Annotated in this window: 14 protein-coding genes; 9 read left to right on the top strand and 5 right to left on the bottom strand. The window is 34.8% G+C overall.

Annotated elements, in window-relative coordinates:
• Positions 1-77: 77 nt before the first annotated feature.
• Both fucP (AC2DGP_RS15500) and AC2DGP_RS15495 read left to right on the top strand, forming a co-directional pair.
• Complete coding sequence (fucP, locus tag AC2DGP_RS15500; protein WP_484490968.1) at positions 78-1394, top strand: L-fucose:H+ symporter permease; 1317 nt, start codon at positions 78-80, stop codon at positions 1392-1394.
• Positions 1395-1397: 3 nt separating this feature from the next.
• Entirely contained in the window at positions 1398-1739 is a 342-nt protein-coding gene (locus AC2DGP_RS15495) for an L-rhamnose mutarotase (protein WP_484490967.1), read from the top strand.
• Positions 1740-1872: 133 nt separating this feature from the next.
• On the opposite strand, the gene fbp is transcribed toward AC2DGP_RS15495, so the two are convergent.
• The 4 genes from fbp to rhaD are packed head-to-tail and all read right to left on the bottom strand — an operon-like array spanning position 1873 to position 6869.
• Positions 1873-2868: a class 1 fructose-bisphosphatase gene (gene fbp / locus AC2DGP_RS15490; protein ID WP_484490966.1), complete on the bottom strand. Its 996-nt coding sequence runs from the start codon at positions 2866-2868 to the stop codon at positions 1873-1875.
• Between the two features lie 28 nt (positions 2869-2896).
• Positions 2897-4204: an FGGY family carbohydrate kinase gene (locus tag AC2DGP_RS15485; protein ID WP_484490965.1), complete on the bottom strand. Its 1308-nt coding sequence runs from the start codon at positions 4202-4204 to the stop codon at positions 2897-2899.
• 55 nt (positions 4205-4259) lie between these two features.
• The gene (locus AC2DGP_RS15480) at positions 4260-6047 is read right to left on the bottom strand and encodes an L-fucose isomerase (protein WP_484490964.1); all 1788 of its coding nucleotides are present in this window, start codon (positions 6045-6047) and stop codon (positions 4260-4262) included.
• A 24-nt stretch (positions 6048-6071) separates the two neighbouring features.
• A complete protein-coding gene (gene rhaD, locus AC2DGP_RS15475) occupies positions 6072-6869 on the bottom strand; it encodes a rhamnulose-1-phosphate aldolase (protein ID WP_484490963.1) in 798 nt (265 codons plus the stop codon).
• A 103-nt stretch (positions 6870-6972) separates the two neighbouring features.
• On the opposite strand from rhaD, the gene AC2DGP_RS15470 reads away from it, so the two are divergent.
• The 6 genes from AC2DGP_RS15470 to AC2DGP_RS15445 all read left to right on the top strand — a co-directional run bounded on the left by AC2DGP_RS15470 (position 6973) and on the right by AC2DGP_RS15445 (position 13045).
• A complete protein-coding gene (locus AC2DGP_RS15470) occupies positions 6973-7872 on the top strand; it encodes a helix-turn-helix domain-containing protein (RefSeq protein ID WP_484490962.1) in 900 nt (299 codons plus the stop codon).
• Positions 7873-8243: 371 nt separating this feature from the next.
• Positions 8244-9683: an aldehyde dehydrogenase gene (gene aldA, locus AC2DGP_RS15465; protein WP_484490961.1), complete on the top strand. Its 1440-nt coding sequence runs from the start codon at positions 8244-8246 to the stop codon at positions 9681-9683.
• Between the two features lie 116 nt (positions 9684-9799).
• Complete coding sequence (gene fucP / locus AC2DGP_RS15460) at positions 9800-11098, top strand: L-fucose:H+ symporter permease (protein WP_484490960.1); 1299 nt, start codon at positions 9800-9802, stop codon at positions 11096-11098.
• 57 nt (positions 11099-11155) lie between these two features.
• Entirely contained in the window at positions 11156-12310 is a 1155-nt protein-coding gene (locus AC2DGP_RS15455; RefSeq protein ID WP_484490959.1) for an alpha-hydroxy acid oxidase, read from the top strand.
• Between the two features lie 39 nt (positions 12311-12349).
• Positions 12350-12511: a hypothetical protein gene (locus AC2DGP_RS15450; RefSeq protein ID WP_484490958.1), complete on the top strand. Its 162-nt coding sequence runs from the start codon at positions 12350-12352 to the stop codon at positions 12509-12511.
• A 111-nt stretch (positions 12512-12622) separates the two neighbouring features.
• Positions 12623-13045, top strand: a complete 423-nt coding sequence (locus AC2DGP_RS15445; protein ID WP_484490957.1) for a nucleoside-diphosphate kinase — start codon at positions 12623-12625, stop codon at positions 13043-13045.
• A 96-nt stretch (positions 13046-13141) separates the two neighbouring features.
• On the opposite strand, the gene AC2DGP_RS15440 is transcribed toward AC2DGP_RS15445, so the two are convergent.
• Positions 13142-13657, bottom strand: coding sequence for a DUF4251 domain-containing protein (locus AC2DGP_RS15440; RefSeq protein WP_484490956.1), 516 nt, complete (start codon positions 13655-13657; stop codon positions 13142-13144).
• Positions 13658-13934: 277 nt separating this feature from the next.
• Between AC2DGP_RS15440 and AC2DGP_RS15435 the strand changes: the two genes are divergently transcribed.
• Positions 13935-21089 carry a DUF8202 domain-containing protein gene (locus tag AC2DGP_RS15435; protein ID WP_484490955.1) on the top strand — a complete coding sequence of 2385 codons (7155 nt, stop codon included), beginning with the start codon at positions 13935-13937 and terminating at the stop codon, positions 21087-21089.
• Positions 21090-21203 lie beyond the last annotated feature (114 nt).

Below are 21203 nucleotides of genomic sequence, written 5' to 3'. Positions count from 1 at the left end.
CAAAGACATTTCTACCGTAGTCTTATGTATTAATGTCTTGAACAAGAAAATAAATAATTAAAAAACAAAACTAAAAAATGAGTGAATCAAAAAAAATTCCAATTGTTCGTAAAGAACTACTAATACCATTTATCGTAATTACTTCTTTATTCGCATTATGGGGCTTTGCCAATGATGTTACAAACCCAATGGTAACAGCCTTTAAAAAAGTAATGCCAGAATTAAGTTGGTTCCAAGCTTATTTGGTTCAATTTGCTTTTTATTTCGGTTATGGATGTATGGCGCTACCTGCTGCACTTTATATTCGTAAATATTCCTACAAATCAGGAATTTTATTGGGATTGGCTTTATATGCCTTAGGAGCTTTTCTTTTCTTTCCTGCCTCTGTATTTGAAAGTTTCGGTTTTTTCTTAATTTCATTATATGTAATTACTTGTGGACTAGCCTTACTAGAAACTACTGCGAATCCATTGATTCTTTCACTGGGAGACAAAGAAACAGCAACACAACGTTTAAATTTAGCACAAGCATTTAATCCTATCGGTTCTTTAACTGGGATGATGATTGCTCAATTTTTGGTATTGAGTCAAATAAAATCTGCTAGTTATGATGATGAATCATATGCTTTATTAGATGAAGCCACAAAGGCTGCCATCAAAACTGAAGACTTAGGAACTATTAGCTTTCCTTATATCAGTATCGGTGTTGTCGTTTTAGTAGTATTAGGAATTGTATATTTAACAAAAATACCTAAAGTAGCAGATGATGATTCTATTTCTTTCAAAGAATCTATGAGCAAAATATTTGCTAAAAAACACTTTTTCCCTGGGGTACTAACTCAAATGTTTTATGTTGGGGCGCAAATTATGTGTTGGACTGCCATCTATCAATATGTAGAATACTTAAACTCTACAAGAGGTGCAGATGAACAGTTGAATGCTACGTATTGGAATATTATAGCAATGAGTATATTCTTAGGAGGACGTTTTGTAGGAACTGCTCTGATGACTAAATTGAAAGCGGCGAAATTATTATACATCTACGGAATTTGTGCTGTGTTATGCGCATTAGGAGCTATTTTAATCCCTGGAATTCCTGGGTTAATTTCATTAGTTTCTATTTCTTTATTTATGTCTATCAACTTCCCAACAATCTACGGAATTGCATTAAAAGACATGGGTGATGAAGCAAAAGTTGGATCAGCATTTTTAGTTATGGCTATCGTTGGAGGAGCAATCTTTCCTCCTATGCAAGGTTTGATCATTGATATAGGTGGTCCAAACTTAGCAGATACATTAATTTTAGGGGTTCCTGAAGTTAAATTTTCTTTCATTATGCCAATGATTTGTTTAATACCAGTAATTTATTACGGATACAGTAACTCAAAAAAATAAAATATGAGCACTAAAAGATTTTGTTACTCTTGTGATTTAAAAGATGATTCTAAATTAATTGCAGAATACAAAGAATACCATGCTGCTGGTAATGCTTGGCCAGAGATCACTAAAAGCATTAAGGATGCTGGCATAGTTGACATGCAAATTTACCTTACGGGAAATAGAATGTTTATGATTATGGAAGTTGATGAAACTTTCGATCCAGTTAAAAAAGCTGAAATGGATGCTAACAACCCGAAAGTACAGGAATGGGAAAACCTAATGTGGAATTACCAACAAGAACTTCCGTGGGCCAAAGATGGTGAAAAATGGATTGAATTAGAAAAAGTTTTTCAACTATAAAAAAAGGTCTGCATTAATGCAGACCTTTTTTATGTATACACTGAAAACTCAGAGCTAAGTAAATTAGAAAAAAACGAAAGGGATTAAAAAATAAATTCTTAACCCCCTAACGCTGCTTTAAAACTAAACTTACTTATTCTAGAAAACTTTCTAACTTTTCGACCATATTCGTATTGCCGCAAAAGAAAGGTCTTCTTTGGTGGATATCTGTAGGAACGATATCCAATATTCTTTTACTACCATCCGTAGCTTTACCTCCAGCCTGCTCAACTATAAACGCCATTGGATTGCACTCGTATAAAAGTCTTAATTTTCCTTCTGGATAAGCGAAACTACTAGGATACATATAAATTCCTCCTTTGATCATATTTCTATGAACATCAGAAACCATAGAACCAATATATCTTGAAGAATACGGTCTATTTTCTTCTAACTCTTGACAATATTTGATATAATCTTTCACTCCTTGTGGAAAGTGACTATAATTTCCTTCATTAATAGAATAGATATCGCCAGATTCAGGGAATTTAATATTCGCATGAGATAAATAAAAAGTTCCTAGTGCTGGGTTTAAAGTAAATCCGTTCACTCCTGCTCCCGTGGTAAATACCAACATCGTAGAAGTTCCATAAATCACATAACCAGCAGCAACCTGTTTATTTCCTGCTTGTAAAAAATCTTCACTTGTTATAGGAGAAGCAATCGGACTCACTCTTCGATAAATAGAAAATATAGTTCCTACAGAAACATTCACATCTATATTGCTAGAACCATCTAATGGATCCATTAAAACAACATATTTACTATTGTTTTGCTCATCACTACCATCGATAGTAATAAACTCATCATTCTCTTCAGATACAATACCGCAAACAATTTCTCTATTAACAAGAGCTTGAATAAAAATCTCATTGGCAAAAACATCAAGCTTTTGTTGACTTTCTCCTTGTACATTGACATCTCCAGAGTTTCCGAATAAATCAACCAAACCAGCCTTATTCACCTCATGGTTGACCACCTTAGCCGCCAATCTAATTCCATTTAACAGTCTCGATAACTCACCACTGGAATACGGGAATGATGATTGATTTTCAATAATAAACTCTCCTAGTGTTTGATTTTTATGCATGTTTTTCTTTTAAATAACAATTTATTCTTTAAAGATAGTCTTTCATTAACAAAGCGGCACCTAAAGCACTTTCATTTCTACAATTCGGAATTTTCACAGAAACACCTTCTTTCATTTGAGAAATGAATTCGATAAACATTTCGTTTTTATTAAAACCACCTGAAACATAAATATCTGCTAGTTTGTTACTTTGATCTAAGATCAATTCTATACCAGCTACCACCTTTTTACTGATCTCATATGTCAATTGATAATACGCCTCTTTATAGCTCTCAAACTGAACCAACAGACTAGAAACCGCAGTAAAATCTTCATCAATTCCTTCTGCTAAAAATACTCTGGCATCGGATTTTATCAACTTTTCACAATATCCCTTGTCTAATTCTAGTTCAAGATGTGTGTCAATATGAACATTAAATTGTTTCGCCAATGGTTCTAAATACACTTCATGAATTCTTCCTAAGAATTGCATAGAAGACTTTATTTGTTGTTTTTCGGGTGTCATAAAACACAGACAATTATTTGTCAACTGATGCTGTGTAAGTTTTTCCTTACTGAATGGATTCATCGCAATGATCCAAGTTCCTGTAGAAAGCAAAACAAACTCGTTGTTATTGTTGTTTTGTAAAACAGGTATAATAGAAGAAGAGCTATCATGTAGCCCCGTACCAACGGCAATCGTCTCATTATTGATCAAACTCAATATAGCATCTTTTCCATTACATGGCTCAGGTAGATTTATGTTCTTATCTTGAAGCCACTCATGATAACGCATATTGTCGAAATCCCATGTTGCAGTATGTGCACCCACAGAAGTAAAATCTGCAGTTATTTTTTTGGTAAAAAGATAACTCAAATATTGTGGGTAATGTAAAATAGAGCTTACTTGATTCCAAAACTCAGGTTTTTCCCTTTGGAGTTTTAATATTTGCATTCCGGTATTCAACATACCATATGCTGGTGAAGCTGTTTTTCTGGAAAATTCTTCTTGACCTCCATAAGCTTCATAAAGCTCTTTGTAATCTTCTAAATTAAGAGGTTTTAAATAGTTATATAATGGTGTAATTCTCCTTCCATTTTTATCAAGATAAATCAAACTTGCTCCGTGAGTAGAAAAATTTATGGCTTTTATTTTATAAACACCTTCTTCTTGAATCCTTTTTATCTCACTTTGAATCCAACTCTCTATAGAAGCTATATCATCACAAGCAAAACCATCCTCATCTAACACTTCTTCAAACCTCGTAGCATTTCTATATACTATCTCGAATGACTCATCGAAAAGGAGAATTTTTTTATTCGTTTTACCTATATCAATTACTGCTATTACTTTCATCTTCACAATAGAAATTAGTTTAAGGTGTTTGCCTTTTAGGCAAACACCTTAATGATTACTCTTTAAACCCGTATAAAGGACCATAGTTTTTACATGCTCTGTAATCAGCACCTTCTAAACCTTCTCCGAATGCTGACCATGCACTTGGTCTAAATACATCCTCTTCGCTCACATTATGCATGTTTACCGGAATTCTTAACATTGCCGCTAAAGAAATTAAATCTGCTCCAATATGACCATGAGAAATCGCACCGTGATTTGCTCCCCATTTCGCCATTACCGTATATACATCTTTAAAGAAACCTGTACCCGTTAATCTTGGTACAAACCAAGTAGTCGGCCAAGTTGGATTTGTTCTTTCATCCAAAATAGTATGTACATCTTCTGGAAGTTCTACACTCCATCCTTCGACAATTTGCAATACTGGTCCCAAACCTTTAACTAAATTCAACCTACACATAGTGATTGGCATTGATCCTTTAGTTTTAAATTGAGAAGAAAACCCTCCTCCTCTAAAATACTCACCAATTGCAGCCGGCCATTTGGTATTGTCCAAACATTTTTGAACTTCTTCTTTAGTAATATCCCAAAAAGGTTTCATTGTAGGATTTCCATCTTCATCTGTCTGTTGCGCTGTAGCATCTAAAGTAGTAGAACCTGAATTGATCAAATGGATAATTCCATCTTTCGCGATACCAGTTAATTTTTTACCAGTAACTCTCTCTACAGACTCAGAACTCCAATATGTACGCACATCAGAGAACAACTGTGCTTTATTAGTCAACAAATGTCCAAATAACATAGAAATTGCATTCAAACAGTCATTTTCTGTAGCAAATGTATATGCTTCACGAATTCCATTCCAATCAAAAGATGAATTCAATATAGACTCTGTAAAATCAGCATTTGGCTGATAATCAGTCCATTGACGTTGACCTTGAAAACCACCCATGATAGCATTTCTACCTTTAGCTTCTTCACCGAATCCCATTTCTTTCAACTTTGGGTTTCCATTCATCAAATCCTTGCAAATAAGAGTCATTTTTACAACTTTCTCCCATTCAGCTTCTTTAACCTCTGCCGATTTCTGTGCTTCTGGACTGTTGTAATCTTTTCCTTCAATACAGTTTTCTTTCGTCCAAGCTAAAGCTTTTGCATACTCATCTTTATCGTAAATTCCCTCGTCAATACGTCTTAAAATCTCTACAGACTCTACGAACTCAGCTCTCACTCCTAAATAGTCCTGTAAAAAATTCACATCTACCATCGATCCTGCAATACCCATTGAACTATACCCTATTGACAAATAAGATTTTCCATTCATTTGAGCAACTGCCAATGCTCCCTTTACAAAACGAATAATTTTTTCTGATACATCTTGAGGAATCGTTTGATCACCTCCATCTTGTACTTCTTTACCATAGATACCGAAAGCTGGCAATCCCTTTTGAGAGTATCCTGCCAATGCTGCTGCTAAATAAACAGCACCTGGTCTTTCTGTTCCATTAAATCCCCAAACAGCTTTAGGAATTAAAGGGTTCGTATCCATTACCTCTGTTCCATAACACCAACAAGGTGTTACTGTTAAAGAAACTTCAACTCCCTCTCTTTTAAATTTATCAGCACATGCTGCAGCATCTGCAACTCCACCAATAGTAGTATCAGCTATAACACATTCTACTTGTTCTCCACTAGGAAAACGCAATGTTTGTTCAATCAATTTAGCAGCTGCTTTTGCCATATCCATACATTGGACTTCCAATGATTCTCTAACACCTGCTTCACGACCATCAATAACTGGTCGAATTCCAACTTTAGGTAAACTTCCTATTAATCTACTCATAATATTGTATTTAAATTTTTTGGTTTATGTAAATTGCTCTAATTCTACTAATTGCTCATTTGAAAGACCTGCAGGTTGAAAACCAGCTGCCCAACACATCATTAACAATTTTGCTCCTTTGTTTGCGACATCTAAGAAATCCCATGCCTTCTCAACATCTGGCGCGGTAGCAGTAGCTCCATGCTTCTCCCAAAGTGATACATTTCTAGTTTTAAAAGCTTCAATAGTAACTTTAGCCAAATCAGCAGTACTTGATAATGCGTATGGTGTACAGTGAATTCCTTTAGGAACAAACACTTTAACTTCTGGACACATCATCCAAATTTGTCTATTCAATTCTTCTTCGTTATCAAACAACTCATGATGACTCATACAAATCAACTCAAGTGGATGGGTATGAACCACAGCTAAATTTTCTGGATGATTGATAGAGTTAAATAAATGAATACTTGTATGAGAAATCAACTCACATGTAGGACCAAAGTTTTCACGATCGCCACCCCAAATAATAGAATAAGCTGTTGCTTCTTCATTTATATATAAAATACAAGAAACCTTATCAATAGAATCAACTAAATCTCTCAAATAACAACCCGTTCCTGTAATGTAAATAACAAAACCTCCTGCTCCTTTTGGAAAATCAAAAGGGATCTCTTCACCCGCTGCTGCTTTCACTTCTTCCTTCGAAAAAAACGAAGTCAAGTTCATAGATATATTACCAGCATTTCTTTCTGCCCATTCTCTCTGCCACAGGTAACCTGCAACCTTTGAAACTTTTTTTAATTCATTTTGTACTTCTACTGGAAGCTTAAGTGTAGCCATAATTGTATTATTAAAATTTATACCACAAAATTAGTTCACTAGAAGAAGTTTAGAAATATTTAAAATTTGTATTTTTGTATCTAAAATAAACATCTGTCAAAATTTGAAATTCACAAAAAACATAGAATTAGGAGATCCTTCATCTAACAAACAGAACTTTATCGATATCAAAATCAACATATCGTGTTGTAGGTATTGGCTAATAAATATGTGGGATTGTCATGATATGGTTTTCCCATACTGGAGGATTTACTGGAATAAAAACAGTGGTGGTGTATTAAAACATAAAGAAGATATATTTGAAATGACTCCTAATTATATTTATATAATATCACCATTTACATCTTTCTCTTCAAAGTTTACAAAAAATCATGTTTATAACGATGGAATCCATGTATCAGGAGAACAATTGACAGAATACATTAATGAATCGAGCTATGAAGACAAATCATTGTTCCATTTTTTCACACATTTTAATTTAGGAATACCTTTTGATCATGTTTATCCAGGAATTTTTAAAATAGAACTTACCGATCATTTAAAAGATCGTTTATACTATTTGACCTCAAGATTAAAAATAGAAAACTCAGATTTTAAACTCACATTTAATTTAAAATTACAGTCATTCATTAAAGAAGCCATATCGAATCTTGGAACTGAATTATGGAAAACCATAAATATTGATGATCGTGTTCTTTCTGTATTAAGGTATATTGAAATTAATATCGACTCAAAACTTACCAACTCAAAACTCGCAATGATCGTAAACATGGCGCCGAACTCTTTTGCTAGATTATTCCGTCAAGAAATGAACATCACCCTACATAATTTCATTCAAAAAAGAAAAATAGCTAGAGCTTGTGATTTGTTTGAACATACCGATAAAACTATAGAAGACGTAACTTTTGATTTAGGATTTTCTGATCGATACCATTTTTCAAGAGTCTTCAAATCAACCACCGGAATTACTCCTGCCGTATATCGTTCTGGTCGCTACACATAAAAATCACAACCATCTGTTTTTAAACAGCTTCACAACAATCTTCTGTCCAAATACGAGATGTTTCCTTGTGTATCCCTATCGAAAAACATCTGTAAAACCATGCTTCCGACTCAAAAACTTACATCGATGTAGTTATTTTGTAAAAACCAGAATTACACAAACAACTGATTAACAACGCTAAAGCATTATTTAAAAACACATATGTTTAAATTATTCATGTATTTGGTTATAATAGATAATTTCTAATGAGTCATGTTTACATAAATTTGTCAAACTTGAAACCAATTCAGTTAAGTGAATTGACCGACACACTCGATAAGAAACTATTTTCTTATCAAAATAATTTTGTAACACATAAACACACTTATAACATGAAACAATTTAAACAATACATCAATGGAGCGTTTGTAAACTCAACTTCATCTGATGTAACAGAAGTATTGAACCCTTGTACTGAAGAAGTTTTATCTGTAATTCCGGCTGGGTCTGTGCAAGATGCCAACCTTGCTATCGAAGCTGCGTATCATTCTCAAAAAGAATGGAGAACTTATGCTGCTATCGAAAGAGCGAATTATTTGAACCAAATGGCTAATATCATTCGTGAAAACAGAGTGTTTTTAGCAGAAACATTAGCGTCAGAACAAGCAAAAGTAATAGGATTAGCACAAGTAGAAATCGACGTAACGGCAGATTATTTCGACTACAATGCTGGATGGGCAAGAAGAATTGAAGGAGAAATCATTCAAAGTGATAGAAGAAAAGAACACATGTTCTTACATAAATCTCCTATCGGAGTGGCAGTTGGAATTTTACCTTGGAATTTTCCGTTTTTTGTAATGGCACGTAAAATAGCTCCATCTTTAGTTACAGGAAATACTTGTGTAATCAAGCCAAGTTGTGTAGCACCAAATACAGTAATGGAATTTGCTAAGTTAATTGAGAAAATAGGACTTCCTGCAGGTGTATTAAACTTCGTATGCGGAAGTGGTCCAGTTGTTGGGAATGCCCTTACAAGCAATTCAAAAACAGGTATCATTAGCTTAACAGGAAGTGTTTATGCTGGTCAAAAAATTATGGAGTCTGCTGCTAAGAACATTACAAAAGTTTCTTTAGAATTAGGAGGTAAAGCTCCTGCAATCGTATGTGCTGATGCTAATTTAGATTTAGCCACTACTGCAATTGTAAATTCAAAAGTAATCTTCAGTGGTCAAGTTTGTAACTGTGCTGAAAGAGTTTACGTTGAAGAATCTATTCATGATGAATTTATGGAAATGTTAACTACTAAAATGAATGCGGTAAAGGTCGAAGATGCTTTTTCTACGAACAACCCAGACATGAGTAGTATGGTATCTAAGGCTCAAGTTGATAAAGTTGAAGAAATGGTGAATTTTGCTAAGTCAGAAGGAGCTGAAATTGTACTAGGTGGTGGTAGATCAAGTCAATTTGACAAGGGATACTTCTACAACCCTACAATCTTAACAAACGTAAAACAAGACATGCAAATAATTCAGGAAGAAGTATTTGGACCTGTGTTACCAGTAATGAAATTTGGTACTTTAGACGAAGCTATCGAATTAGCAAATGATTGCGAATACGGTTTGACATCTTCAATTTTCTCTGAAAACTTTAATAAAGTTATGCATGCATCAAACGAATTAGAGTTTGGAGAAACTTATGTAAATAGAGAACACTTTGAAGCAATTCAAGGATTTCATGCAGGTTGGAAGAAATCTGGTTTAGGAGGTGCTGATGGTAAGCATGGTATGGAAGAGTATTTACAAACTAAACTTGTATACGCTCAATACAGATAATCCCCTTCCTACCCCTAAGTCATACAAACAAAAAACACTATAGCTTATCTGGGTTATAGTGTTTTTTAAATTCCAAAATCAAGCATTACCTCGAATTCAATTAAACAATAAAACACATGGATACTTCAAAAAAAACTCCCGTAGTTGCAAAGGAAATGTTATTTCCTTTTATTTTAATAACCTCGTTATTCGCACTTTGGGGTTTCGCAAATGACATAACCAATCCGATGGTGGCTGCATTCGGAACTGTGATGGAAATATCAACAGCAAAAGCAGCACTAGTACAATTAGCTTTTTATGGTGGATATGCAACCATGGCAATTCCTGCTGCACTTTTTGTAAGATATTACAGCTATAAAAAAGGAATTTTATTGGGGCTATCTTTATATGCAATAGGTGCCTTATTGTTTTACCCTGCAGCACATTTTGAAATGTTTGCATATTTCTTAGTTTCTTTGTATGTTTTGACGTTTGGACTTGCATTTTTAGAGACTACAGCAAACCCATATATTCTTTCTATGGGAGCTCAAGAAACAGCTACTCAAAGACTGAACCTAGCCCAAGCATTCAACCCAATAGGTTCTTTGTTAGGAATGTTTGTTGCTTCAAAATTCATACTAGTAGCTTTAGATTCTGACAAAAGAAATGAAATGGGTGAACTCATATTTTCATCATTGAATGAAGCTCAACGTGCGATTATTAGAACACATGATTTGGGAATCATCAGAAACCCATATTTAATTTTGGGAGGAGTTGTCATCGTTATGTTGATCATCATTCTTATTTCCAAAATGCCTAAAAGAACGGAAACCGCACAATATGGTTCAGCTATAGATTCTTTTAAAAGACTCTTTGCAAACGGTAAATTTAGAGAAGGTGTTCTTGCGCAATTATTTTATGTAGCAGCACAAATCATGTGTTGGACCTTCATCATTCAGTATGCAGATAATTTAGGTATTTCAAAGGCTACTGCTCAAAATTATAACATTGTTGCGATGTCAATATTTCTATCAAGTAGATTTATCAGCACATTCTTGATGAAGTATGTGAATTCAAAAAAACTACTATTTATATTCGCTATTGGTGCCATGACTACAACACTCGGTGCAATATTTATCGAAGGGCATATGGGATTGTATTTATTAGTTGCTACTTCTGCTTTTATGTCATTAATGTTTCCAACTATCTACGGTATCGCGTTGAATGGTTTGAGTGAAGAAGACACTACTTTAGGAGCAGCATTATTGGTTATGGCAATAGTTGGAGGAGCCTTAATGCCAATATTACAAGGACTGATTATTGACATGAAAACTATAGGCACTTATGCCGCTGTGAACATTTCATTCTTCTTACCATTCTTCTGTTTTAGTTTTATAGCTTTTTATGGATACCGAACATTAAAAGTTTACAAATAATTTATTTCAAGACAATCCTTGTTGGTGACATCAACAAAGCTAAAAACATTTCAATTTATGGAATTAACAATCAACTCTAAATATCCATCCGTCGATGACTTGCGAAAAAAAGCAATGCGTAAAATGCCAAAGTTTGCATTTGAGTATTTAGATGGTGGATGTAATGAAGATATAAACCTAGATAAAAACAGAACAGACCTACAGAAAATTGAATTGATGCCTCAATATTTATCAACTTTTGATAAATCAGAAATGAAAACCGAACTTTTTGGGCATACATATGATGCTCCTTTTGGTATTTCACCTGTAGGTCTTCAAGGACTTATGTGGCCGAACTCCCCTGAGATTTTGGCTAAATCGGCTCATAAACATAATATTCCATTTATACTAAGTACCGTAACCACTTCAAGTATTGAACGTATTGCAGAGATTACCGAAGGTAAATCTTGGTTTCAATTGTACCACCCTGCAGAGGAAACTATGAAACGTGATTTATTGGATAGAGCCGCTGCAGCTGGAACAGATGTTCTAGTAATTTTGGCAGACGTCCCTACCTTTGGGTACAGACCTCGTGATGTACGAAACGGTCTAGCGATGCCCCCAAGTATGAGTATCAAGAATATCGTTGAAGTTATGAAGAAACCCGATTGGGCGATTCAAACTCTTATACATGGTCAACCAAGTTTCAAAACTCTTGAAAAGTACATGCCTAAAGGTTTAAATTTAAAAAAACTAGGTGAGTTTATGGATAGTACTTTCTCAGGAAGACTTAACGAAGAACGCATTGCTTCTATTCGTGAACAATGGAAAGGGAAATTAGTCATCAAAGGTGTTGTAAGTGAAGAAGACACATTAAAAGCCATTAAACTGGGGGTTGACGGAATCATTGTTTCCAATCATGGTGGACGACAGTTAGACGCAGGTCAGTCTTCTATTGTTCCGATGACAAATTTAGCTGAAAAATACGGAGATCAGATTAAAATTATGGTCGACTCAGGTTTGAGAGGTGGCCCAGATATTTCAAGATCAATGGCAAGCGGTGCAGATTTCACCTTTATGGGAAGAAGCTTTATGTACGGAGTCGGTGCATTAGGAAAACAAGGTGGAGATCACACTATATCATTAATGAAGCGTGAACTACTGCAAGTTATGGAACAGATTTGTTGCCAAAAAACAGATGCTTTTCAGCCTCATTTAATCAAACAACCATAAAATCAATTACATTTTTATTAACACGAACAACGTTTTGCTATGACAACCGAAGATGCGATTATGGAAATCTTGTATCAATCAGACAAGAAGGGAATTCGAATTAAAGTTCTTGATAAAGTTTCATTATTAATGAACGCCAACCCTACAATTTCAAGAATAGATGCCTACGAACAAGCATATAACTCTTTTACGGAGAAATAGACAAACCATAAGGAATACTACTAATTCAAATGAGTATTAAAAGTACAAAATTTAGTAACATTTTCACCCACTTAACCAAGGTGAAGTCAGTAGACATAACATTTATAAAAAATGGATAATATAACTTTTACAATGATAAAGCCAGATGCTGTTGCAAATGGTCATATGACAGAAATTTTAAATATCATTTCAAAATCAGGATATAAAATTACTGCAATGAAATTAACTCAACTAACAAAAGAAAAAGCTGGTGAATTTTACAGCATCCACAAAAGTAAGCCGTTCTTTGATGAATTAATAGAATATATGACAAGTGGCCCTATAGTTGCAGCTTGCTTAGAGAAAGCAGATGCAGTTCAAGATTTTAGAAAATTAATAGGTGCTACAAACCCAAAAGAAGCAGCAGAAGGAACGATTCGAAAAATCTTTGCAACATCAATAGAAAAAAATGCTATACACGGATCCGACAGTAATGAAAACGCTATCATAGAAAGAAACTTTCATTTTGATAGATCTGAAATTATTTCATTTTAAACTAAATAGCAACTAAAATTTGCAATGAATCCCTAGGTAAAACACTGTTTATTTATGAAAATTCTGTTATTGCTAAGATTCATAACAGACCTTTTTTTATTCCTTTTCTTCCTTAACATAGAGTTCACTACCTCCATCATAACTTATGTTACTTCTTGTATTGCTGTAAGCATTTATATTCGTATTCCCTCCGCCAAATATACTCATGTAAAATTCAATTTTCTCGGTTCCATCAAATGCATTAAATTTTAGATTTATTTTTCTTTTTTTATCATCATATTCAACTTTCAAATCTTCAATCTTATTTTCAATCTTTATACCTCTACTACCTCCATATGTACCACCAGTGGTTCTTACACCAAAATAAGGTAGATATACAGAAATACTATCTCCAATAATCCTAACATGATTTGGATTCCCTATTAAATTAATCCGAGCTCCTTGTTGGGCCAAGGCCCACTCAGCCTCAAATTCAATTTTTCGATCTTTTACAATAGAAATCATTTCCTCATATTTCTCTTGTTTTTCCAGTTGTTTTTTATCCTTTTTTGTTTGAGCCGTAAGACTTGCAAGACTAAAAAGAATAATTACGGTTATTTTAAAAGACTTCATTCTAAATAATTTTATTTGATTTATCTACTCTAAGTTAAAAAATAAATTGATTTTAAACAACCACCTCTAACTAGGTCGTTTATAAATAAAATACGGTCATTTTTTTAACAAAAATAAACATACGTTTATAAATGTAGCTTTAACGGTTACAACATCTAAAAAACAAAGAATATTATCAACAAATTTAGATATTTTTGCATTTATTTTTTTTGGATACCCCTAAACCTGTAACACTTGTTTTCCAGAATTTTAACAATTATAAATTAGATTTTCACTGATGATGAAATGTTTCAGTTTTTATAAATTCTATTTAGTTACGGTACTAATATTTTGTTCTTATGCTGGAGCAGCTCAAACAAATATTGCTTCAGAAAACTGGACCAATAGTAATTATACTTCTGGATCAGGTTGGACTGGAGACTGGATTGAAAATGATGATGACACAGCCGCAAGCACGGGTAAGGTAAGAATCGTATCAGGCGAGTTATTGATGACAGGAGCAGCCTCTGGAGTAGATGACGCTAGTATTCTCAGAAAAATAGACTTATCAACATACACTTCAGCAACCCTTTCTTTCGATTATCGCGGTACCGGGTTAATGGAAAATAATGACTTTGTTTATATCGAATACTCGATAAACGATGGAGTGGATTGGTTACTACTTGACACATTTCAGGGAAACACAGCCGATTCAGGTAATATCGTAATGAGTCCTGGACAAGTAGAAAATAGTGGTAGTTACATCAAAGCACTACCTGTTAGTGGAGGATCAACTACCTATATCAGATTTAGAAGTAAAATAAGTTATACGGATGAGTTATTTTATATTGACAATATTGATATTTCTGGAGAAATTACACTTAATGATGATCACGATGGAGATGGAATAGTTGATTCAGTAGACGTTGATGATGATAATGATGGTATACTGGACACAGAAGAACAAAATTATACCAACAATGCCATTTTATCTTGTGAAGGAATTGAAGAATTAACATTTTCGGGTGCTGTGCAAGAATCTGGAAGTGTAGATGGAAACTTTGATCAAGGAGATGTATTTCGGTTTTCCAATGTTCTTTCTGGTGTTGATGCCCTTGTTACCTTATCAGAAATCAACAATCTTACTCTGAACAGCTTAGATAATGACACCCAGTATGCAAGTTCGATTGTAGCGAATACACAATTTAGTATTTCAGGAGTTGGAACACAAGCATATGTAGAATATACTTTTAATTTTGTGGTTTCAGGCACTACCACACCTTATCAATTAAACGACTTTAATGCCAGCTTTAATGATATTGACGGAAATAATAGTTACAATGAACAATCATGGTCACTTAACCCATCTATCTACGTTTATAACAGTGATACTCAACTAACCTTTAGCAGAGATGGTGAATGGTTTGTAGGAACAGCAGGAGGAACAGAATTTGGTGGGGTGTCTCCAACAAATCCAGAAGTAAACTATACTACAGTCCATGCAAGAAACACAGAATATAAAGTAAGATTTGGATTTATTTCAAATCAAGCCAATGCGAGTTCTAATTTTAGGGAAACCATGTTGGACTTCAGTTGTAACTCTTCATACACAGATGCTATTATTGGACATATTGATTCTGATGGTGATGGAATTCCAAATTATCAAGATTTAGACTCTGATAATGATGGTATTCCTGACAATATTGAAGCGCAATCAACAGTAGGATACATTCCTCCAAACGGAGTATATGATGGGACAGGATTGGACACTGCCTATACCGGAGGCTTAACACCTGTAAATTCTGACAACGCAGAAGACGCAGTAGATTACCTCGACTTAGATTCAGACAATGATGGTTTAACCGATACTGAAGAAGCAGGTATTACATTGTCGTATATCTTTGGAGTAAACGGATTAGACTACAACTATCAAAATGGTAATGACTATGCAAATCCACAAGGTAACTTTGACAACACACAAACAGATAATTTTCCTGATGCCGATGAAGATGTTTTAGCTGGTGGTGACGTAGATTACCGAGATAACATTTTCAATAATGACAACGACGATGATAACGTAAATGACACCGTAGATTTAGACGATGACAATGATGGAATAACAGACATAGAAGAATTTGGAACTTGTATTGGTTCTAGTTCTATTTTTTCTTGGACAACTTTATACACAAATGGGGGAAGCTCTGAAAGTACAGGTGATGATCCTGTGGTTACTGACAACACAAAAACTATAGACAATGTTGGTACTACAATAACAAGATACACAGGAATTAGTACTGACAACAACTACGCAGTAAATGACTATATAAGCTCTAACAGTTCTTATACAATATCTCAAGCTGCTGTTCAAAACGGTTCCTCAACGCACACATTTTCATTTGATGCGCCAGTTTACAACCTTAGTTTTACTTTACATGATGTAGATGCCAACGCTGACTCTAAAGATAATATTGAAATTGCAATTTTGGATTACAACGGCTCGCTGTATACAATGCAAGCTTCTGACTATACGCTTGGAGCCTCAAATACAAAAGTTGTCTCAAGTGGTAATATTTTTGAAGGAACTAGCGCTGCTTCAAGTTTTACAAATACAGGAGATATTCTAATTTCAAATTTACCTGTTTGGATTTCTAAAATGATTATTACCTTTAGCAACACAGACACCAATGACCCAGCTGGTACTCAAGAAATTGCTATTGGAGATTTTTCTTTTTGCCCTCCAGCAAATACCGATGGTGATACAGTTTTTGACTTTCGTGATTTAGATTCTGATAATGATGGAATCACTGACAATATTGAAGCTCAAAATACGAGTAGCTATATAGCACCGAGTGGAGATTATAGTTCGGATGGAATCGACCTCGCTTATGGTAATGGTCTCACGGTTATAGACTCTGATTCTGATGGCATTAACAACTTTTTAGACCTAGACGCTGATAATGATGGTATTCCCGACAATATTGAAGCACAAAGCACACAAGAATACATTGTCCCCTCTGGAAGCTATAGCTTATTCGGAATTGATTTGGCATACGATGCGGGGTTGACTCCGGAAAACACAGACGGAACCGATGAAGCCGATTATTTAGATTTGGATTCTGATAATGACCTAGCCCTAGACATTGTAGAATCAGGCGCAGGTTTAACAGCTGATGGTAACGGAAGAACAACAGGTGATGTAGGAACTAACGGATTAGACAACACACTAGATAACGGAGATACATATATTGATGTAAATGGAAGTTATGACGATTCCTTCACAACAATATTAACAGACTCTGATGGAGATGTGAATACACCAAGTGGAGATCTAGATTATAGAGATATTTCCAATGGTATTGACACTGATGGAGATGGAATCTTAGATGATGTTGATATAGATGATGACAATGATGGTGTACTGGATTTTGCAGAAAAGGAAGCCTGCAGCAATGGTAATTTGAACTATGAATTTTATGATACTTCACCCTCTACTGACTCCGTTGATGATATAGATTTTGAAAATGCATTAGCCACAGGAACAATTGATAATTTTGATGTTGGTGCATTACAAAACACTATTGACGCTGGCGATACTAACAATTTTTCAATAAGATATACCGGGTTTATTGAAATTAACACTACCGAAACTTATACTTTTCACCTAAACTCCGACGATGGATCAATAATTTATATAAATGGATTGTATGTTGTGGATCATGATGGACTTCATGCTGCGAATAATGAACAATCTGGAACGATTGATCTGACACCAGGGGTGTATCCAATCACAATTTTATACTTTGAAAAAACAGGAAATGAGTCCATGACAGTAATGTACTCAAGTCCATCAATTTCTAAGCAAGATCTTCCTTTTGGAAAACTATACGCTTCCTGTGATTTAGATTCTGATAATGATGGAATTTACAATCACCTTGATCTTGATTCTGATAACGATGGTATTCCTGACAATATCGAAGCACAAACGACCCTTGGATATATAGCCCCTAGCGGAACAGGTGCAGGAATTACAGATGCCAATGCTAATGGATTAGATGATAATTATGAAACTACTGAAGGTGGTTCTTATCTCTCATTAGTAAACACCGATGCTGCCATCGACGCCATCTTTGACTATCTAGACAGTGACTCTGACAATGATGGTACTGCTGATATTTCAGAGAACCATGATTCTGATAATTCTATTAGCGGGTTCGATTCTGATGGTGATGGTTTGGACGACAATTTCGAAGGAAGTGACGTTAATGATGGCTTTGATGTTAATGATGAATTGGATACCCCTTCAACCAACCTACCAGATACAGATTCTGATGTGGACACACAAGATGTTGATTACAGGGATGCCATTGTGGATGAAGTTTTGCCAAGTGTCGTTGGTAACACCCTTTGGCTGAGAGCGGACATTGGAGTTACAGGTGGAAGTAACGTCACCTTATGGGAAGATCAATCTGAATCAAATGCAGACTTTATAGGCTCAGTAGGAACAGAACCAAGTAACACCACAAGTGCAAACAATTTAAACTTTAACCCGGTTGTAACATTTACTCCTGGAAACAACGATGTATTAACCTATAACGGAAACCTTAACCCACGTAGTATCTACATCGTATATAATGATTTGTCTACCTCTTCTTGGACAACTCCTTTTAACAATGATGGAACAAGTCTTGGACATGGAGATGATGGAACTTATGTATATGACGCTAGTGGAAATAACTATACAGCGGCAGGGGCTACAGGAGGTGATCAATACTCAAACGGACAAAGCACAACATTAACTGCTCATTTAAGACCTACTAACTTCGAAATAATTTCTAATATTTATACCAGTAATTTTTCTAACAACACATACAATTATTACGTAGGTAGTGATAGAGGATTCTCAGGAAGAACTATTGACGGAAGTGTTGCCGAAATAATGCTGTTTAGTGATGAGCATAGCTTGAGCAAAAAACAACAAGTTGAATCTTATCTTGCCATAAAATATGGTATTACACTAGGCGATACAGACTCTGAAAATAGCATTGTGGAAGGTGACTATGTCCTATCTGACTTATCTACTAAAATATGGAATTATTCAACCAACAGCTCATTCCATAATGATGTTGCTGCGATTGGAAAGGATGATGGAATGGTATTGAATCAAAAACAATCTAAATCTGAAAATTCTGATGCAATCATCACCATCGGATTAAATTCAATAGCAACAACAAATGCAAATAATAATAACAATTTTAACTCAAACAAAGATTTCCTTGCTTGGGGGAATAACAATGGAAGCTTACTAACTACCACTACAGAAGTTTTGGTATGTGCTCCAGAAAAACATTTGAACAGAACTTGGAAAATCGTTGAAAATGGATCAGTTGGGACTGTTGAAATCGCAATAGATCAAACCACAGTTGACAATTTATTAAACACCGGATACACACAAAAAGTATTAAAAATAGCTGATGATGAAGATTTTCTGGTAAACGTTCACTATGCACCGCTTACCTCAAAAACATTGAACGGATCACAACAATATTCTACCACCTACGACTTTAATGGAACAAAATATTTTACTTATGCCGAGGTTAATGGAATATTTTGGAATGGAGATACGAACAGTTGGTCTGGAGGATCTGAAGCAAACGGCTCTCCGAATACTAATCTGGCCGACAAAGACAAAGTGATGGTTATTGACTCAGAAACATCTAACAATCACGCTTTATTAGAACAAGATGCTGTAGTCGAATGTTTATGGGTAAAAGAAGGATCTCAATTAACCATCGATACTGATAAATATCTTGAATTTGATGAAGATTTTATTTTAGAAGGAGATGTAAGAATGATTGGTGATGCACAATTAGTGCAAACCCATACTTTAGAAACAAATGTTGAAGGTAACGGAAAAGTATATAGAGATCAAAAAGCAACAGTGGACAACGTTTATCGATACCATTATTGGTCTTCTCCGGTTGTAGAGATTCAAAAATCGACATTTAGGGTAGGTTCCGTTATGAAAGACGGTACCTCTCCAACCTCTGAAACATCAACTCCAAAAGACATAAATTTTGTGGAATACACAGAAAGTTATGATGGAGATACTACAGATCCTATTACCATTGCAAATTATTGGATTTGGACTTACATCAACGGAAGCTCTTCTGCTGAATGGAGTCAGAAGAAAGATACTGGTGTAATTAACAGAGGGGAAGGATTTACAATGAAAAGTACCGGTAGAAGTCCACAAAACTTTACTTTTGTTGGGAAACCTAATGATGGAACGATTAAAATCAATGTAGATGAAAACACTAATAGTTTAGTTGGAAACCCTTATCCATCTGCACTCGACGCTGTTCAATTCATAACAGATAATTCCGATATCATCGATGGAGGTACCCTATACTTTTGGGAACATACAGGTGAGGTTAAAAGTGCGGAAGGAACTACCGAAGGTCATAATATTGCTGGTTACAAAGGTGGATATTCTACAAGAAACCTAGGAAGTTCCGTTGCAGCTAAAACACCTACGTCTGGAGTTGATGGTTTAGGAGATCTTAATGACTATAACGCTCCTGGTCAATATATAGCAGTAGGTCAAGCCTTCTATGTTGGTGCAGTCAGCACGGGTGAAATTACCTTTGAGAACTCTCAAAGAAAATTCCAATCTATCAATGGTGGGGATTCTGTTTTTCATAAAGGAAAAGGTAAAAAATCAAACAATCAAGACCAGCAAACAGACTTTAGTGAGACTGAAATAGGTACCTATTTGAAAATTGGTTTTGAATATAATAATGAAAATGGCATTAATATTCATCGTCAAATTGGAGCTACCTTTGATGAAAGACATAGTTTTGAATTAGACTACGGATATGACAGTTATGCATATGATGTTCAACCAACAGATGCATATTGGCAATTTGATGAAAATGGGACTAAACTATCCATCGCTGGAGTTCAATTTATTAAGGATGATTTGGAACTTCCGTTTACAATTACCATCAACGAAAAAGAACCTGTAAGGGTGTTAGTAGACGAATACCGTAATTTAGAACGTTCAGTTTATCTTTATGACAAAATTGAACAAACTACTTATGACATTACTAATTCTGCGGTGGAACTCACCCTTGAACCTGGTATCTACTCAGATCGATTTACTATTGTGTTTAAAGAACAAAACCAAGAAGACATCCTCGATACAGATATTCCGGAGCATATAAATTTCTCTATCAGATTCTCTGAGAAAGAACAAAAAATTAAATTTATCAACCCAGATCATATTGATATAACCGAAGTCAAACTAATATCTGTTTCAGGAATCGTTCAGGATTCTTTTGAATTCGATCGTACCCCGATATCAATTAATGTGAATCACTTAATCCAGGGAATCTACATCATACAGATTAAAACCTCGGAGGGAATTATAAAACAAAAAATAGCTTTGTATTAACCCAATCATATTTTAGACAACATCATTGATTGATCTCAATGCTAATTTTTAATATTAAATAGAAAAACCGGATGCCTTATAACAGCATCCGGTTTTCGATTCTAAACTACCCCT

The sequence above is a fragment of the Flavicella sp. IMCC45537 genome (genome assembly GCF_057197705.1).
This window is presented reverse-complemented; position numbering and strand designations above follow the sequence as displayed.

What these genes read in the sequence shown, in the direction of transcription:
- fucP (WP_484490968.1), top strand. Translation starts at nt 78, where the DNA reads ATGAGTGAATCAAAAAAAATTCCAATTGTTCGTAAAGAACTACTAATA.
- AC2DGP_RS15495 (WP_484490967.1), top strand. Translation starts at nt 1,398, where the DNA reads ATGAGCACTAAAAGATTTTGTTACTCTTGTGATTTAAAAGATGATTCT.
- fbp (WP_484490966.1), bottom strand. Translation starts at nt 2,868, where the DNA reads ATGCATAAAAATCAAACACTAGGAGAGTTTATTATTGAAAATCAATCA.
- AC2DGP_RS15485 (WP_484490965.1), bottom strand. Translation starts at nt 4,204, where the DNA reads ATGAAAGTAATAGCAGTAATTGATATAGGTAAAACGAATAAAAAAATT.
- AC2DGP_RS15480 (WP_484490964.1), bottom strand. Translation starts at nt 6,047, where the DNA reads ATGAGTAGATTAATAGGAAGTTTACCTAAAGTTGGAATTCGACCAGTT.
- rhaD (WP_484490963.1), bottom strand. Translation starts at nt 6,869, where the DNA reads ATGGCTACACTTAAGCTTCCAGTAGAAGTACAAAATGAATTAAAAAAA.
- aldA (WP_484490961.1), top strand. Translation starts at nt 8,244, where the DNA reads ATGAAACAATTTAAACAATACATCAATGGAGCGTTTGTAAACTCAACT.
- fucP (WP_484490960.1), top strand. Translation starts at nt 9,800, where the DNA reads ATGGATACTTCAAAAAAAACTCCCGTAGTTGCAAAGGAAATGTTATTT.
- AC2DGP_RS15455 (WP_484490959.1), top strand. Translation starts at nt 11,156, where the DNA reads ATGGAATTAACAATCAACTCTAAATATCCATCCGTCGATGACTTGCGA.
- AC2DGP_RS15450 (WP_484490958.1), top strand. Translation starts at nt 12,350, where the DNA reads ATGACAACCGAAGATGCGATTATGGAAATCTTGTATCAATCAGACAAG.
- AC2DGP_RS15445 (WP_484490957.1), top strand. Translation starts at nt 12,623, where the DNA reads ATGGATAATATAACTTTTACAATGATAAAGCCAGATGCTGTTGCAAAT.
- AC2DGP_RS15440 (WP_484490956.1), bottom strand. Translation starts at nt 13,657, where the DNA reads ATGAAGTCTTTTAAAATAACCGTAATTATTCTTTTTAGTCTTGCAAGT.
- AC2DGP_RS15435 (WP_484490955.1), top strand. Translation starts at nt 13,935, where the DNA reads ATGATGAAATGTTTCAGTTTTTATAAATTCTATTTAGTTACGGTACTA.